This window comes from Sorangium sp. So ce367 (genome assembly GCF_051520455.1).
In the GTDB taxonomy this organism is placed as follows: Bacteria; Myxococcota_A; Polyangia; order Polyangiales; family Polyangiaceae; genus Sorangium; species Sorangium cellulosum_B.
Genome location: NZ_CP150334.1, coordinates 1,069,422 through 1,085,474 on the forward strand (window position 1 = coordinate 1,069,422; position 16,053 = coordinate 1,085,474).

The 16,053-nt window shown below is 66.7% G+C and carries 9 protein-coding genes; 4 read left to right on the plus strand and 5 right to left on the minus strand.

Features of this window, described 5'->3' with window-relative positions:
- Window positions 1–141 precede the first annotated feature (141 nt).
- The gene (locus WME97_RS04085) at window positions 142–456 is read left to right on the plus strand and encodes a hypothetical protein (RefSeq protein ID WP_437549648.1); all 315 of its coding nucleotides are present in this window, start codon (window positions 142–144) and stop codon (window positions 454–456) included.
- A gap of 32 nt (window positions 457–488) precedes the next feature.
- On the opposite strand, the gene WME97_RS04090 is transcribed toward WME97_RS04085, so the two are convergent.
- The 4 genes from WME97_RS04090 to WME97_RS04105 form a co-directional block, all read right to left on the minus strand.
- Window positions 489–1,877, minus strand: a complete 1,389-nt coding sequence (locus WME97_RS04090; RefSeq protein ID WP_437549649.1) for a SagB/ThcOx family dehydrogenase — start codon at window positions 1,875–1,877, stop codon at window positions 489–491.
- Between the two features lie 15 nt (window positions 1,878–1,892).
- On the minus strand, window positions 1,893–3,053 hold the full coding sequence (locus WME97_RS04095) for an amidohydrolase family protein (RefSeq protein WP_437549650.1): 1,161 nt from the start codon (window positions 3,051–3,053) through the stop codon (window positions 1,893–1,895).
- A 62-nt stretch (window positions 3,054–3,115) separates the two neighbouring features.
- The gene (locus WME97_RS04100; RefSeq protein ID WP_437549651.1) at window positions 3,116–5,065 is read right to left on the minus strand and encodes a radical SAM protein; all 1,950 of its coding nucleotides are present in this window, start codon (window positions 5,063–5,065) and stop codon (window positions 3,116–3,118) included.
- A 119-nt stretch (window positions 5,066–5,184) separates the two neighbouring features.
- Entirely contained in the window at window positions 5,185–7,374 is a 2,190-nt protein-coding gene (locus tag WME97_RS04105; protein ID WP_437549652.1) for a TOMM precursor leader peptide-binding protein, read from the minus strand.
- Between the two features lie 175 nt (window positions 7,375–7,549).
- Here WME97_RS04105 and WME97_RS04110 point away from each other — a divergent pair, with 175 nt between their 5' ends.
- The 3 genes from WME97_RS04110 (at window position 7,550) to WME97_RS04120 (ending at window position 14,732) form a co-directional block, all read left to right on the plus strand.
- Window positions 7,550–9,253 (plus strand): S53 family peptidase, encoded by a 1,704-nt coding sequence (locus WME97_RS04110; protein ID WP_437549653.1) that lies wholly within the window; start codon window positions 7,550–7,552, stop codon window positions 9,251–9,253.
- A gap of 499 nt (window positions 9,254–9,752) precedes the next feature.
- A complete protein-coding gene (locus tag WME97_RS04115; protein WP_437549654.1) occupies window positions 9,753–13,847 on the plus strand; it encodes a TOMM system kinase/cyclase fusion protein in 4,095 nt (1,364 codons plus the stop codon).
- An 84-nt stretch (window positions 13,848–13,931) separates the two neighbouring features.
- Window positions 13,932–14,732 carry a GNAT family N-acetyltransferase gene (locus WME97_RS04120; RefSeq protein ID WP_437549655.1) on the plus strand — a complete coding sequence of 267 codons (801 nt, stop codon included), beginning with the start codon at window positions 13,932–13,934 and terminating at the stop codon, window positions 14,730–14,732.
- Here WME97_RS04120 and WME97_RS04125 read toward each other — a convergent pair.
- The gene (locus WME97_RS04125; RefSeq protein ID WP_437549656.1) at window positions 14,704–16,032 is read right to left on the minus strand and encodes a TfuA-like protein; all 1,329 of its coding nucleotides are present in this window, start codon (window positions 16,030–16,032) and stop codon (window positions 14,704–14,706) included. The genes WME97_RS04120 and WME97_RS04125 overlap by 29 nt on opposite strands.
- Between the last annotated feature and the right edge of the window lie 21 nt (window positions 16,033–16,053).

A 16,053-nucleotide genomic window follows, 5' to 3' on the forward strand; every position in this document is an offset into this window, starting at 1 on the left:
TGCTCGGGGACCGTGATGAGGCGCACCCGACACGGGAAGCGATCGAGAGATCGTCGTCCGACCCCAGTACCTCGACCAGATGACAGGATCCGGTCTCAGCGACCGGGTATCGAGCGAACGCAGGGAAGGAAGGATGGCCGCATGGGTGTCGACGTTGCAACGATGTCAGAATGGCAGCACGTATGGATACAGGCAGTCCAGAAGGCCTGGGCCGACGACGCGTTCGCGCTAGAGCTCAAGAGTGACCCGCGCGCAGCGCTATCGAAACACTACAATTTCGAGGTTCCCGAGCACATGCACTTCCAGGTCGTCGAGCAGAAGGACCTGCCTAAAGGGGAACATTCATGCCTGACGCTGGCTTTGCCTCCGAAGCCGAATGAAAAGGACTACAAGATCAAGACTGCCAGCCTGGAAGAAGCAACGGCGAAGAACTGCTGCGGGCACCCCTGCTGTTGACCCTGCATGTCCCGTGCGACGGGGGGCCCCGGTCAGCTCGTCGAGCCGCCGAGGGCAAATTCTCCCACCGAGCTCTCGACATAGTAATCCGTCCCCGCTGCACGGCAAAATAGGTCTGGGTCGCCGTGCCCGATGGCATAGGGGGCCAGCGACATGGCTGTTGCCACGAGGTACATGGTCTGGAGGACGACGCCCACATCCTTCAGGATCAAAGAGTAGGCGATCGACTCGTACTTCCAGGCGATACGTTGAAAGCGCGCGGCGATCACGAACAGCACATCGGGAATCGCCTTGGACGCGCTGGCAGACGCGAGCAACGCACGCACGTCCGGCGTTGCTCCTGCGATTGCCTCCAGGCGGTGCTGCAGTGGGCAATAGTGGTACATGCCCGCTGCGACGCCGTCACAAACATGGACGACCGGATAAACCTCGATCTCGTACTGCGAGCCTGCGCCCGGATAGGGCCGATCGGTGTTTTCGCCGTAGGAAGAGGTGCGCACCTGCCGGATACGCGCGCTCCGGAAGAGGAACTCGCCTAGCTGGCGCAGGGTAAGCCGGGCCGCGGCCGGGGGCCGGATGGACCGGCGCCGTTCGAGCACCTCGGTGAATGGTACGTCGTTCGTGCGCAAGGCCTCGATGTCCGGCCTTGGCAGGTCGATGAACGCGCTGCCCATCGGGGGCTTCACCGAGGGCAAGGGCGGAATCTCACCAGCGAACCGATACGTGGCACCCCATCTCCTACCGTGCCGCGTGCCGCGCGAGCGTGCATGAAACAGGAGATCGTGCGGCTCCCACTGTCGAAGGGCGAGCTCCGTGGGTGTACGCACAGCTGCCTCCGCTGGGGCCGGCGCAGCCAAACCCGCGTCAACGAGCAGCTGAAGGACCGCGCGCGTCGCCCCAATGTCCAGATCCGGAGCGCGCTCGGCCGCAGCACGAGGGCTGATGGGCCGGGCCAGCTCGAAGAGGAGCGATGCGACGCGACGGTCGTGCACGACCACGAGCACGTGCGAAAGCGGGGACTCGAGCACCATACGCCCGTCTTCGACACGGCTCACCGCAAACCGTGAGATCTCGTAGGCGACGCCATCGCCGATCGTGCTCCGAGAGCGAATGAAATAGGGTGAGGTCGCCGACGAGCTCATGAGCTGGTGCCCGTCGTGCGTGACCGTCGTGCGCAGGAGACAGAGGTTCGCTGCGGAATTCAGGTGGTAGAACAGCTGCGGCGCGTGGTCCCCGGCCAGCGTCAAGAGCGCCATCTCCGTGACGGGACCGGACGCCAGGGCTTCGAGCGCCACGCGAAGCTGATCCGGCGGGCGCCGGAGGATGAGCTCGCCGAAACGCCCGGCGAGGCTCAGCTCCTCATCACGCGAGATGCGCAGCTCGACGCCGTCGGCGAGGGAGAGATCGATCGTCGTCGCCATCACGCCATGCCCGACTCACCCCTGTAACCCGAAGAGCCGGGCCGAATTTTCCCAGAGGATCTTGCGGAGCGTCTGCTCGGAGAGCTGCTTCTCGAGCAACAACACCTCCTCGACAGCATCGAGGCCATGGTCAGGGTGGGGGAAATCAGAGCCGAACACCAGATTGTCGTCGCCGACGTGACGGATCACCTCCGGCAACAGCGGCTCGTCCGCCTCGATCGTGAGGAAGTACTGACGCCGAAAATAGGCGGACGGCTTCATGCGGACGTGCTCGGCGACCTCGCTCGCCACGTAACCGTATTCGAGCTCGTCGAGCCGCCAGAGCCAGTACGGCAACCAACCACATCCCCCCTCCAGGCCTGCGACGCGCAGCCGGGGGTGGCGCTCCAGCACGCCGCCCTCGATCAGGCTGAGGAGCGCCATCATCTGCTCCATCGGGTGGGCGCAAGCATGCAGGGCGAAGTGGGTCTTGAACCGATCGGAGCCCGCCGAGGGAACGTAGGATTCCGTGTTGTTATGGATCGTCACCGCGATGGATCGCCGCTCGCAGGCGTCCCAGAACGGCTCGTAGGCCGGATCCGAGAGCGGCCGCCCCGCAATGGGGTTGGGGCGGATGACGACCGCTCTCCAGCCGAAGCTCACCACGCGCTCGAGCTCGTGAACCATCTGGGCTGGATCGTGGAGGCTGATGAGCCCGACGCCCTGCAACCGCTCGGGGGAATGGCGGCAAAAGTCGTGCAGCCATGCGTTGTACGCTCGGGCCAGCGCGCTGGCGACGGCAGGCTCCAGATCGGTGAAACCTTGGATGAGAAGGGCATAACCAGGAAAGAGGAAGGCGATGTCGACGCCCGTCCGGTCCATGTCTGAAAGGTAAACGGCCGGATCCTCCAGGCGCCCCACCTTTCCAAGGCGCATGTAGGCGGTGTTGCTGATCTCGAGCCACGCGCGCTCCGTCATCCCGTTCCAGAGGGGCTTGCCGCCGAGCGTCGGCATGGGCAGCACAGGCACGAGGCCCTTTGCGCCCAGACGGGCAACGCGCTGGGCGAGGGGCTCCTCGGTCACACTCCCGAGCTTGGGTGCGTGCTCCCTGAACTCGGGCTCCAGGTAGGTGATCCATAGGTCCAGCGGCTCCACCACGTGCCGATCTGCGTCGATGATCTGGTAGCCATTCCGCATCGATTTTCAACCTCACGGTGTCTCGGTACGTGACGCGTTCTGCTCCGCTCCTGGCACCTGGCTCATGTGCTCGCCATCCGGCTGAGCTCGTCACGAACGTCCTTCAGAACGGCATCGGCGAGGCGACTTTTCCGGATCTCTGTAAGGGCCGCGCGCTCCTCCTCGAGGGAGACGGCTTCGAGCCGGCCGCCCCGCTTCGCCGACGCCCGGTCGCACAGATCCATCAGGGAGGGTTCGTGATAGGGCTCGATGTTCTGGAAGGTGGCGCCCCAGCGCACCACGAAGTCGACGAGCACCTCCCGCGCGGCCTCGGGGATGACGCTCTTGTCAGGGAGGCTCCGGTAGAGCCGCGAGTAGAGCATGGGGAAGATCGTGGTCATCGCCGGGCCGAGCGACGGAGGGACCAGCAGCGGCCGCCGGTCGACGACCAGGTCGCCGCGCCGCTCTCCCTCGAGGACGCTCTCGTAGAGGGGAAGACTCCGCTCGTGGCGCCGCCGTTGAAGCTGGTTCTTGATAAGGAAGAACACGACCCGATTGATGAGGTGAGGCGCGACGCGAAGCGCCTCGCCTATCGTATCACCGAGCAACTCACGCTCGGCCGCCGAGAGCGCCCACGAGCGCGCCGCCTCTCCGAGGAAGCGGTCGCAGGCTGCCCGCGACAAGAGCTCCTCCTCGACCCGCGGAGCGCGGTGCACCATGGCTGCCCAGCCGCGGATCCGCGCGCAGGCCGCGTCCCAATCGTAGATCCGCGTGATCAGGTCGCGGTGCCCCTCGATCAGCTCCACGCGGCTCATCCCTCGAGGAATCAGGTTCAGCACCGCAGGGTTGGGTTCGCTCGTCGCGTGGCGCCGCAGATAGGCGATCCGCCCCTCCGAGCGCAACCTCACCCACAGCGCGCTGTTCTCCGGTGCGTAGAGTGGACCCACGACGACCCAAGGGAGGTTGGTCCGCTGAATCCCCTCGTAGAGCGCGTCGAAGGTCTCGGGGCTGTCGTGATCGAACCCTATGATGAAGCTGCCTCGCGCGCCGATGCCGTAGCCCAGGATCTTCCGGACGTCACCGACGATGTCCTTTCGAATATTCTGATGCTTGTGCGTCTCGCGCAGCGACTCCTTGTTGAACGACTCGATCCCGAGGACGATCGTGTAAAAATTTGCGTCCGCCATCAGCTGGAGGAGCTCCACGTCACGGCTCAGGTTCATCGTGGCCTGAGTGAAGAACCGCAGTGGATGGGCGAAGTCGTTGTTGACAAGGATGAGCCTGGACAAAAGCTCTTTGGCACGCGCCGGGTCGCCGACGAACTCGTCATCGGCGAAGAATATACCGCGCGCGCCTAGCGAATTCAGCGCGCGGACCTCGTCGAGCACCTGGTCGATCGGCTTGTGCCGCTGGCGCCGGCCGTACAGGTGAATCACATCGCAGAATTCGCAGTCGAAAGGGCAACCGCGAGTCGTCTGCACCGTGGACCACTCGTACTTGGGGATGCTCTCGGCGACGTTGCACCACCGCGGAGGCGGACTCTCACCCAGACCGGGCTTCTCGATCTGTCGATACTCAGGTTGCACGTTGCCCTGCTCGAAATCGAGCAAGAACTGGGGCCATGTTCGCTCGGCTTCATTCACGAAGATGGCGTCGAAGAACGGGCGGTATTCCTCCGGTGCGGCCGATATCGCCGGTCCGCCGGCCACGACGGTGCATCCTCTGCCCCTGAAGTACAGACCGAGGAACTTCGCCTGATTGGCGAGGGCGGTGAACATGAGCGAGACACCGACGATGTCGTAGTCGCCAATCCGCGTGTCCATGCGGATCTGCCCGTGCAGCTGCTCGTCCCAGATCTCGACGTCATAATGATCGGGCGTCAGCCCGGCCAGGGTCGCGCAGGCGAGCGGCGTCATGGGACCGCATGCGACGAGATCGCCGTCCGAGTTCACCCCTTCCCAGCGATCCACATGGCGCTCATCCATCCCGCACAGGATCAGAAGGATCCGCTTTTTCTTCGAGAGCGACGGCATGGCATCTCCAGGTGGTGGCGGCCGGGAGCACATCGTCTCACCCGGCCGAGTGCCCGTCAAGACCGGCGCTGCCGCTGGGAGAGGCATATGCGCTCCTCGGTCGCCGCGTCCGCGCGACGTCAGAAGATGAATGGCACTGGGTTCAGCTGCGCCTCCTCCAGCGGTGCCCGCAACCAGCCCATGCGCACGGGCACCTCATAAAGCCGTCCCGGCCCGAGGCGTGGCCAGAAGTGCCTCAGGCCGGGGACGATCACCTTCACGGCGCACAGGCCGACGTCCGGCCTCGTTTGATCCAGCACCAACGTCTCCAGGCCCACCCGAGCCGCGCGGTCCACGCACTCCTGCACGTCATCGCGCAGGTCGTCGCGATGATGCTCGGGGTACTGAGGGCGGCCTCGTGCGGCCGCAGCCTCGTCAGGTAGTAGATAGGCGAAATCCACGAGGGTCGAGGCCTCCCATGGCGAGCGCGTCAGATCGCGGGGGTTGAGGCACTGATTCACCTCGGTGAGCGCCCGTTGCACGGCGAGGCGTGCCTCGAAGTGGCTGCCGCAGCCCGCCCAGATGCGGCCGGTATCGGGCGCCCACGCAACCGCCGCGAAGGTGGGTATTTCCAGATCATGCGTGATGTCGATCACCCGGAGCCGAAGGCCGATCGAGCGAAAATAGTCTTCCAGCCCGAGGAAGTACGGCTCGTCGAAGCTCCGGAGATCGACCCCTGGTCGGTGGATACGATTATACCACCACACTGCGACGGCATCGCGCTCCACCAGCTCCAGAAAGCCTTGAAGGATGGCTTCCTCCGGGCAATTTCCAGCAGCGTTTCCGTTTGAATTGAAGTAGGTGAACTGCTCTTCAGGCGGCGTCGGCGTATAGAGATAGCAGTAGGATGTCGGTACATAGCGCCGGCGCTGATGTGTCAACGACCAGACGGGCGTCCAGTCGATGATCGGGTCGCCGTCGTAGGGGAGGGGAATCACGCGCTGCGGATCCTCGCGGAGGTTCACTGCCCCGCGCTGGCGATACTGCGCGGCGCTGTAGCCCTGCAAAACATTCGGATGGATGGCCGCGCCGCCGAGCTCCGAGAGGCGTGCTCGCAAGCGATGCTCATCGCCGCGGAAGACGGCGCTGTAGCGTTCGATGGCCTCACATAAAGCCCCGGCGCGCGCTTGCGCGGCGGTGCGGCCCTTGCCGCTCGCGACGCGGTGAAAGTCCTCCCCGAGGGGCATCGTGGTCGACGGTCGAACTGGGAATATCGCGTTGTAGACCTGACGGTGTGCGTTGTTGCCGCCCACAGGCCGAAGATCGCTGACGACGCCGGTGATCCGGCTGATGTGATGCTGATAGCGCGCCACCGTCTCCTCGGGCGTGACGCAGCGATGCCCGCCGTCGGCCGTGAAGCGCTTGAGGCGGCTCGAGAGGGCGATCGGCTCGAGGGCGCGGGTCTTTGTCACCCCAGGATCGCCGCAAACGGAACATTGCGGTCGACGCACGACGACGTGCCGCTCGACGCGGAGGTCGCCCGCGTGGAAGCTCATGAGGTGCTCATCGAGGACCCCCTTGCGGCCGTCCACGATCCAGCGCGCCAGCGCCAGGGCGACGCAGTGGAGGCCGGCGACAGCGCCGGCGCGCAGTCCCACGCGCGCCGGCGCGGTGGGCGCGACTCCTCCGCGGCGCTGGCGCAGATACTCCTCGACCGGGCGATTGTCACGCAGCCGAGCGGTGAGACATGCCCAGCAGGCGGCCTCAGGTGCGCCGAACATGGGGCCAAACCAGCACTCGATTCCTGCAGCCTTGACGGCCATCCAGCGCGTTCCCGGTGCAGCCTCACGACTCCAGGCATCAAGCTCCGCAGGTAGATAATCCGGCGTCATCACGACACAGATGTCAGCCTGCGGCCCTACGAGGACCCCGGCGGCCTCGAGCGCTTCGATCAGGGGCTGCGGATCTTCCGCTCCGATCGCCCTGACCTCGACCGTCGTCGATTTCAAACGAGCCGCAGCCTGCGCCGCGTCGCTGCCGAGAGACTCCCAGAACCCCTCGACCTCCGGCGCCTGCGCCGGGCTGACCTCGACGAGGTACCCCTTCTCCTCCAGGCGCGACAGTACGTAGTAGACCTCCGGGGCCGAGACCCGGTCTGCGAGCATAGCGATCAGCTCACCAACGGTACGCCGCCCGTCGATGAGCGGAGCGACCAATGCATGGACGCGCCCGTGAAAAAGGACGTGTTCCTCCTCTCCGACCAGAAAAAAACGCTCGTCGTCGAGCGGCTCGACGCCGAGATGACGCTTGAACCGGAGGATCTTGTCCATAGGGGTTCGCTCGCGCACTTTACCGCTTTGCGCAGGCCGTGGCAAGCTGTCCAAGGCCTCGGATGCGCTTGTGGTGCATGTCATGCCCATGGTATGGCTGTGAAGGACGACCATTTTGCGAGACGCAGGGCGTCCAGCCAACGAACACGGCATCCAGCCAAGGAACACGGTACCTATGCGTCCTGCCTCTCTGGACACAACCACCAGCATCCACGGGGGCGAGCCGCAGGAACCCATCGGGCCCGTGGCGGTGATTCTTGTCCTCCGCGCACCGCAAGACGACTCGCTCCCGACGCAGCAAGAGTTGTGTCGAGGGGCACCGAGAACGCCGCTCACCTATGATCAGTTCAGGGAAAAATTCGGCATTCCATCGGAGATCCTCGACAGGGTACAACGATGGGCAGAGCGTGGGGGGCTGACTTTCCCGGCGTCCGACTGGCGGGAGAAGGCCGGACTGTCGGGCGCGGTAAAGCTGATGGGCACGCCGCCGCAGCTGCGCCGGGCATTCAAGGTGAATGACCTTGCCTGTATCGATGGCGGGGCGGCGGAGCTCTCGATGCATTCGGTTATTTTCGATCCGGAGGATATTTGCGACCTTGTGCGCTGGGTCTACGGGCTGAACACGTCGTGCGCGGTCCTGCCCGCTGCGCGTTGTCGCCGCCTTGCCGCCGCGGATGGGGCATGGGCTGACCGTTTGCACACGTACCTTCCGAGAGAGATTGCGCGCATCTACGGCTACCCGCCCAACGAGGGCGAGCATCAGACGCTAGGGCTCATCGAGCTCAGCGGAAGCTGTTCTCCGAGTGACCTCAAGCAATACTTTGAGTCCCAGCAGATGAATCCCAGGATTGTGCAGGTTGATCTCGGATCTTCGACGCGAGCCTTCGGATTGGCAAACCTCGAGGTCACCCTCGACGTTCAGCTGGCCGCGTCGGTGTGTCCGAGCGCGACCACGGTCATTTATAATGCCTGCTCGGAAGATTTTTCGCTCAGAGATTACTTCGATGTGTTTAGCGCGGCGATCTTCGACACCGAGAATCGACCTTCCGTGCTGTCGACGAGCTGGGGGTTTCCCGAGTTCGTCGCAGGGCTCGGCGGGAATGTTCCACCAACCGTCGTTCGCAAGGAAGAGCAGGATCCGTTCGAACTTCTCTTCAGGAAGGCCGCTCTCCTTGGTATCACCATCTGTGCATCATCCGGCGACACGGGCTCGTTGGTTCCGTTCGCTTCCGACGGTATGGCGAGCGGCGGCACGCTCCTGCCCGCGACCAGCTTTCCGGCGTCTTCCCCGCTGGTGCTCGGCTGCGGAGGCACGAGCCTCGAACCGAACGGACGGGAGGTTGTGTGGAATCGTCTGGCCGAAGTGCTCGTCGTGCGACTTGGGAATTCGGGTGTTCTCGTGATGCCCGGTGGTGCGAGCGGCGGGGGGGTCAGTCAATTGAACGACTGTCCGTCGTACCAGGCGAATTTCGGTGTGCCGAAGGTCACCGTGGTCGACTGGAAGGACGGAGTCGTTGAGATGGTGCAAGAACGTCCTGGTCGGGGTGTCCCCGATGTCGCGGCGAATGCGGATATCTCAACTGGTTACGAGATTCTTTATGAAGGCCGTCGTGCTGTCGGTGGAGGGACCAGCGCGGCGGCGCCGATGTGGGCGGCCCTCATTGCGCGCATCAACAGCGCTCTCGGCAGGCCAGTGGGGTTTATTAATGGCATTCTTTACCGAGGGCAGAGCGAGTTGGGTAGTCTGTGTAGGACGATTGTCGAGGGGAGTAATGGTGCCTATCGTGCAAGTGATGCGCTCTGGAATCCGTGTACCGGGCTCGGCTCCCCGAATGGTATGGAGATTCTCAGGGTATTGAAGGCCGGCCTCCAGGTGTAACACGCGGCTCTGTCCCACAGGGGGCGGGACCGCATGGTCCGCGAGGAGACCCGGCGCTCCGCGCTCGTCGGAAGCAGGCCGCTGCGCACCGGAGAGCAGGGCCGTGGGCACCTGGTCGCCTCGGACTCGGGCGCTGCGCGCCGGGCCTGCTGCGCGGGCTGCGCTGGCTGGGCCGGCGGCTGCTCCACCTCATCGACCTGCTCTCCGGGCTCAAGTGCGTGAACGCGCATGCCTGGCCCAGTGCGCTCGACGCCCTGGGTCAGGGGCTCGGGCGCGTTCGCCGCGACCGGGAGCCACTCTTGCAGAAGTCGCTCCTGCGCCGACGAGCGAACGCAAACAGCTGGAAACACGTGACGTTCCCGGCGGATCGGGCGGGCCAAAGCGGAAGCGAGAGGCCAGGCTACTGTAAAAAAAAAACGGTTGCGAGGCGAACAAGATTCCTTGTAGGTAGAGAATGTGGTGTGCGTGGTAGTGCGCGCCACGCAAAGGCAGGGGCAGCTTGGACTCTCGACAGAAGATCGGCGCGGTGCTCGGGGACCGTTATGAGATTCTCGCCGAGCTGGGCGAGGGCGGCTTCAGCACCGTCTACAAGGCGCGGCAGCTCGCGACGGGCCAGTGCGTCGCTATCAAGGTGCTGCAGCTCGGATCGAGCGGCGCGGCGCAGGCGCGCGAGAAGCGCGTCGCGCGCTTCAAGCGCGAGATGCAGCTCTGCGGGCAGCTCCACCATCCGAACATCGTCAGCCTTATCGACTCGGGGCAGGCGGACGAGGACGTCGTCTATTCGGTCTTCCAGTTCGCGCCTGGCAAGGACCTCGCCCGGGTCCTCGCCGAGGAGGGCCCGCTGGATCCTCGCGAGGCGCGGCACTTCATGCTGCAGATCCTCGACGCGCTCGGCTGCGCGCACGCGCAGGGGGTGATCCACCGGGATCTCAAGCCCGCGAATCTCATGGTCATCCCCACCGGCGCCCGGCGCAACGTGCTCGTGCTCGATTTCGGTATCGGCGCGCTCACGGAGGAGGCGAGCCGCGAGGAGAAGACGCGGCTCACGCTGACCAACGAGTCCGTGGGCACGCCCGCCTACGCTGCGCCCGAGCAGCTCCGCGGCCAGCCTCCGACGCCGCGCACCGATCTCTATGCCTGGGGCTTGGTCTTCCTCGAGTGCCTGACCGGCAAGCGCGTGATCGCGGGCGACACCGCGGCTGACGTGATCTTCAACCAGCTGTCCGCCGATCCCGTCGCCATCCCCGCGACCATCGTCGACCATCCGCTCGGGGACATCCTCCGACGCGCGACCGCGAAGGACGCGGCGGCGCGCAACGTCACCACCGAGGGGCTCCTGCGCGAGCTCGAGGAGTGCGACGTGAGCGGGCTGCGATCGAGGAGCGCCCCCGTGCGCCTCCAGCGGGTCGCGCCGGACATGCTGACGGAGACGGTGGAGCTCGCCAGGCAGCTGGCCGACGGTGGGCGCTCCAAGCAGCTGGTGGAGGGCGAGCGGCGCCAGATCACGGCCGTTTGCTGCACCCTGGCGGCGTCGAGCACGGCGCAGGGGCAGGTGGACACGGAGGAGCTCGATCAGCTCCTCGGCCTCCAGCAGGAGGCGTGCACGATGATCGCCCGCCGCTTCCACGGCCACGTCGCGGGCGTGCTCGGCGACAGCGTGCTGTTCTATTTCGGCTACCCGACGGCGCGCGAGGACGCCGCGCGCCGCGCGGCCGAGTCGGCGCGTGAGATGGCGGCGGATCTGCGCCGGCGAAGAGAGGCGGTCGAGGCGGAGCGCAAGATCCGCATCGATCTCCGCATCGGGATCCACACCGGGCTGGTGATCGCGCGTGAGGTGCGCGATCTGAAGGTCGCCGGCCTCGGCTACGTCGTGGGGACGACGCCGAACCTGGCCGCCCAGCTCAGCGCGGCGGCGGAGCCCGGCGGCATCGTCGTGAGCGGTGAGACGCAGCGGCTGCTCCGCAAGCACTTCGCGCTGGAGGAGGATGGCTCCCGCTCGCTCGATGGCTCCGAAGCGCCGGTCGAGGTGTTCCATCTGCGGGACGGGAGCGTGTCCGGCGGGCTCCGAGATGTGCCCCTCGTCGGCCGCGCGCGGGAGCTTGACACGCTGCTGGAGCGCTGGGGCCACGTCCACAGCGGCGGAGGCCAGGCCGTCCTCATCACCGGTGAGCCGGGTATCGGCAAGTCGCGCCTCGCCCGCGAGCTCGAAGAGCGGATCGATGCGGAGGCGCACAGCTGGCTGGAGAGCCGCTGCACGCCGGACAGCGCGAACAGCGCGTTCTACCCCATCGTCAGCCTGCTCGAGCGCCTGATCGATCCGCGCCGCGAGGCAAAGCCCGAGGATCGGGCGGACAAGCTGGAGGCGCTGCTCTCGCTCCACGGCTTCGACCTGTCCGAGGCGATGCCGCTCTTCGCGTCGCTCCTGTCGCTCACGCTGCCGGGGACGTGGGCGCCGCTCGACGCCTCGCCCCAGAAGCAGCGCGAGCTGACGCGCAACGCCGTGCTCTCGCTGCTCTTCGAGATGGCCGAGAGGGAGCCGGTCGCGCTCTTCATCGAGGATCTGCACTGGGCCGACCCGAGCACGCTCGAGCTGCTCGGCCAGCTCGTCGGCGAGGTGGGCTCGTCCCGCGTGCTCGCGCTGTTCACGGCGCGGCCGGAGTTCGCGCCGTCGTGGTCGCCGGCTGCGGTGCTGCAGATCCAGCTCGGGCGCCTCGGCCGGCCGGAGGTCGAGCAGATGGCCATGAAGGTCATCGGCGGCCGCGCGCTCCCGGCCGAGGTGCTCGATGTCGTCGCGGGCCGCACCGACGGTGTGCCGCTCTTCGTGGAGGAGCTGGTCCTGGCGATGATCGAGGCCGGCGCGCTGGTCGAGGTGAAGAACGAGGAGCGCTATGCGCTGGTGAAGCCGCTCTCGGAGCTGGCGATACCCGCCACGCTTCGCGACTCGCTGATGGCGCGGCTCGATCGCCTCGGCCGGGCCAAGGAGACGGCGCAGATCGCGGCGGCGATCGGGCGGGAGTTCACGTTCGAGCTGCTGCAGGCGGTGAGCCCGCTCGGAGAGGCAGAGGCGCAAGAGGATCTGGACAGGCTCTTGGCGGCGGAGCTCGTGTACAGGAAGCGGCGGCTGAAGAGCGCCGCGTACACGTTCAAGCACGGGCTCATCCGCGACGCGGCGTACGACTCGATGCTGAAGCGGTCGCGGCAGCAGGTGCACGCGAGGATCGCGAAGGCGCTCGAGGAGACGCTCCCGGAGGTCGTCGAAGCAAGGCCGGAGCTCCTCGCGCACCATCTCGCCGAGGGAGATCTCGAGGAGCGCGCTGTCGACCAGTGGCGCAAGGCCGGCCACCTCGCCAACCAGCGCTCGGCGCACGTCGAGGCGGCCGCCCACCTCAGCAGGGGTCTGGCGCTGCTCGAGTCGCTGGCCCATATGCCAGCGCGCGAACGGATCGAGATCGATATGCAGCTCGCGCACGGCGCCGCGCTCATCGCCGTCCGCGGCTATACGGATCCCGTCGTCGAGCGCGCGTATGCCCGCGCGCAGGCGCTCTGCGAGCGTGCAGACAACAACCCAGAGGTGTTCTGGGCCTTGGTGGGGCTGCACCTCCACCATCACGTGATGAGCAACCTCCGCGAGGCGGTCCGCCTTTCGGAGCTCCTCCAGCGTATCGCCGAGGTGTCCGGGGAGCCGGCGCTGCTCGCCGTCTCGCAGTTCGAGCTGGGCTCGCAGAACTTCTTCCTGGGCGACTTCCGGAGCGCGCTGTCGCAGCTCGATCAGGCCTTCGCCCTGTGCCCGCCCGACGAACGACTCTACCTTTCCGTGACCGGCGGCGATCTGCGGGTGCTCGCGCTCTGCTTCGGCGCGCTCGTGCTCTGGCATCGCGGCCGGACGGAGGACGCGCTGGCGCGCGGGGAAGAGGCGCTCGCGCTCGCGCGTGAGCTGCGGCACGCCCACACCTTGACGTGCGCGCTCATCTTCATCGGAGCCGAGCTGTTCTTCTACACCGGCGACCGGGTGTCGATGCGTCGCTATATCCAGGATGCGATAGCGCTCTGCGATAAGCATTGCTTCCCGTACTGGAGGGTCGAGGCCGAGTTCTTCCTCGCCTGGGCCGCGGGCGACGCCGCGCTCGAGGGCACCGCGCTCGACGATCTCCGTCGCAAGGTCGACGAGCACGCCGGTGTGGCGCACACACTGTTCCTCGGCATCGTCGGCGACATGCTCCTCGAGAAGGGGCGGTTCGACGACGCGCGGCAGGTCGCGCGGCGCGGGCTCGAAATCGCGGAGAAATCGCTGGTGCGCCTCTGGAGCGCCGAGCTGATGCGCATCCAGGGCGAGGCGACCCTCGGCGCAGGCGGCGGCGTTGACGAAGCGGAGGCGTACCTCCGTGCGGCATTCGACCTCGCTCGAGCGCAGGGCTCCGTCGCCCTGGAGCTGCGCGCCCTCCACAGCCTCTGTCGCTTTTGGAGAGCGCACGGGCGAGCGGGGCACGCGCGCGAGCTGGCGGCGGCGCGCTCGGGGGACATCGCCGACGGGCTGGAAACAGCAGAAGCGAAGAGCGCCAGGGCTGAGCTCGCGGCGCTCGCGCGGGGCGTGTGAGCGTGGACTGCGCAGCCCGCGCAGGCCCGGCAGGGGTGAATCAACCTCCCTCCTTGGAGACCGCGAGAGCGATCAGACGACGCCATGATTGACAGCCGAGTGCTCGAATCGAATCAGCTCTTTATCGACGCGTGGTCCTTCTGGGCAGAGCGTTCGCCCGACGGCAGCGTCAGCAGGCCGGCCCCCGGCGTCGTGGCCAGGTGGATGAACCACGCGTGGCCGATCTGTAACCTGATGTTCTTCGACACCCCGGTCGACGACGAGGTCGATCTCGTCGCCCGTATCCGCGCGACGTTCGCCTGCGCCAGCGGGCTGAAGCATGGCTGGCTCTTGTTTGTGAGCCCAGACATGCTGCCTCCGGAGCTCCGCGAGCGCGCTCCGGAGATATTCGCGCAGCAAGGCTTGCCGCACGCAGAGCCGATGACCGGCATGGTCGCGGACTCGTTCGCGGTACCGCAGCATGAGCTGCCGAACGTGGAATATGTGCGAGTCCGCGACGAGCACACGCGGCGGTCGGTGGGGACCGTCAACGCCGAGGCCTATGGCATCCCGAACGAGTGGGGGATCGAGGCGGTGAACTACCCATCGATGTGGCCCGACGCCGCGTTCGGTTATCTCGCCATCGTGGACGGGAAAGCTGTCTCGACCGCAACCGTCGTGTCCCTCGAATCGTGCCACTATGTCGGCCTGGTCGCGACCTTACCGGCCTACCAGCAGCGTGGCTACGGAGAGGCCGTGATGCGGCACGCCCTCGAGCAGGCGGCGCTCGCGAAGGGCCCGAAGCGCATGGCGCTACATGCGACCGAGGCCGGGAAGTCCCTTTATGCGACGATGGGCTTTCGCGAGGTCGCACCGTTCATCGGTCACTATGCGAGCGAGGGTTGAACATCCGCTCGCGCGATCGGAGCGAAAGGGCGATACGGTCGCGGTGCTCGACGAAAGGGCCAAGGCCGTAGGCCGTCTTCTCCGCCGCCTGCCGCAGGTCGAGCCAACCAGCAAAGCCGTGGGCGGCGAGCATCGCTGTTGAGGCGAGCTGGCGATCGCGCGGCCGGATCGTGAGCCCGCGTCGTCGCGCATCGAGCTCCGCTTCGCGAAAGGCGCGCCACCGGAAGAGCTCGGCGTCGAGCCCACCGGAGATCGTGAGCTCGTCCCACAGGGCTTCTGCGAACTCTTCCTCGGCGGCGATAAACGCCATCCAGATCTCCATCATGGCAATGCGGAGCGCGGTCGGCGCGACGAGCGCGCCGCTGCCGGGATCCGCCTGAGCGCCTGGCGGCGCCGCGCCCAGGCGCAGCGCGCCAAGGAGGAGCGCCGCGCGCGGCGCCGCCATCTCGATACGGCGGCACAGCTCTTCCCCGCGCCGCGCGACCACGACGGGGAGCAGGTGGTCGACGTAGCGGCCGCCGAGGAGCTGCCAGCGAGCCAACGCTCGTTTCATGAGCCGTGGCTCGGCACCGCCGAGGGCGTCGTGCGCTCGCTCGCGGTGGATTTCGGTTCGCGCGAAGGATGCGGGACCGAGGCGCCGTCGCGCGAGGGCGCCGGGGTCCGCCGCGATCCGCCGGGCGGTGCCGCGCAGCGCCCTCAGGGCGTCGTCGCGCTTCAGATCGTGGGTTGCGAGGAACGCTTCGATGTGTCCGTGAGGATCCGAGACGCGCGCGCGCCCGAGGATGGCGCTCCATGTTCGATCCGCGTAGTACAGGTCGACGGCGGCTCGAATGATCCTGTCCGCGGTCGCGCGGTCGACGCGTCCGGCGCGGACGGCCATCGAGACCGCGTGGCGAACGTTGATGAGCGCTACGGTCAGCGCGCGGTGGCCGTCGTCGGGATCCATGAGCACCGCGACCTCATCATCGGACCCAAGCGCGCTGCGGCGGAAGAGGCGATAGATCGCCCCCATCCCTCGCATCCCGAGCGGCCAGCACTCGGCCGCTCGCAAGGCCCCCATGCTCGAGGCGCCGATCACCACCGCCCCATCCCGGAGGACGTCGACGATCTCGCGGGGCGACACCGCTTCTTGCTGGGAAAAGACCCCGTCGATGATAACGAAGACGGAGCTCCCGTGCTGCCGGGCGGCATAGAGGTCCCCGCGCGCCACCGGCGGGCGAAAATCGCCCCCAGCGAGCGCCGCCTCCGCGTCCCGACGCGAGATCGTGGGGCCGATGTACACGACGGGTGCATCCGGCATGGTGGGCATAGGGTGTCCTTG

Bases quoted from the DNA above. Each gene is read 5' to 3' on its own strand.
- WME97_RS04100 (WP_437549651.1), bottom strand. From the start codon at position 5,065: ATGCCGTCGCTCTCGAAGAAAAAGCGGATCCTTCTGATCCTGTGCGGG.
- WME97_RS04110 (WP_437549653.1), top strand. From the start codon at position 7,550: ATGCGTCCTGCCTCTCTGGACACAACCACCAGCATCCACGGGGGCGAG.
- WME97_RS04090 (WP_437549649.1), bottom strand. From the start codon at position 1,877: ATGGCGACGACGATCGATCTCTCCCTCGCCGACGGCGTCGAGCTGCGC.
- WME97_RS04095 (WP_437549650.1), bottom strand. From the start codon at position 3,053: ATGCGGAATGGCTACCAGATCATCGACGCAGATCGGCACGTGGTGGAG.
- WME97_RS04125 (WP_437549656.1), bottom strand. From the start codon at position 16,032: ATGCCGGATGCACCCGTCGTGTACATCGGCCCCACGATCTCGCGTCGG.
- WME97_RS04105 (WP_437549652.1), bottom strand. From the start codon at position 7,374: ATGGACAAGATCCTCCGGTTCAAGCGTCATCTCGGCGTCGAGCCGCTC.
- WME97_RS04085 (WP_437549648.1), top strand. From the start codon at position 142: ATGGGTGTCGACGTTGCAACGATGTCAGAATGGCAGCACGTATGGATA.
- WME97_RS04120 (WP_437549655.1), top strand. From the start codon at position 13,932: ATGATTGACAGCCGAGTGCTCGAATCGAATCAGCTCTTTATCGACGCG.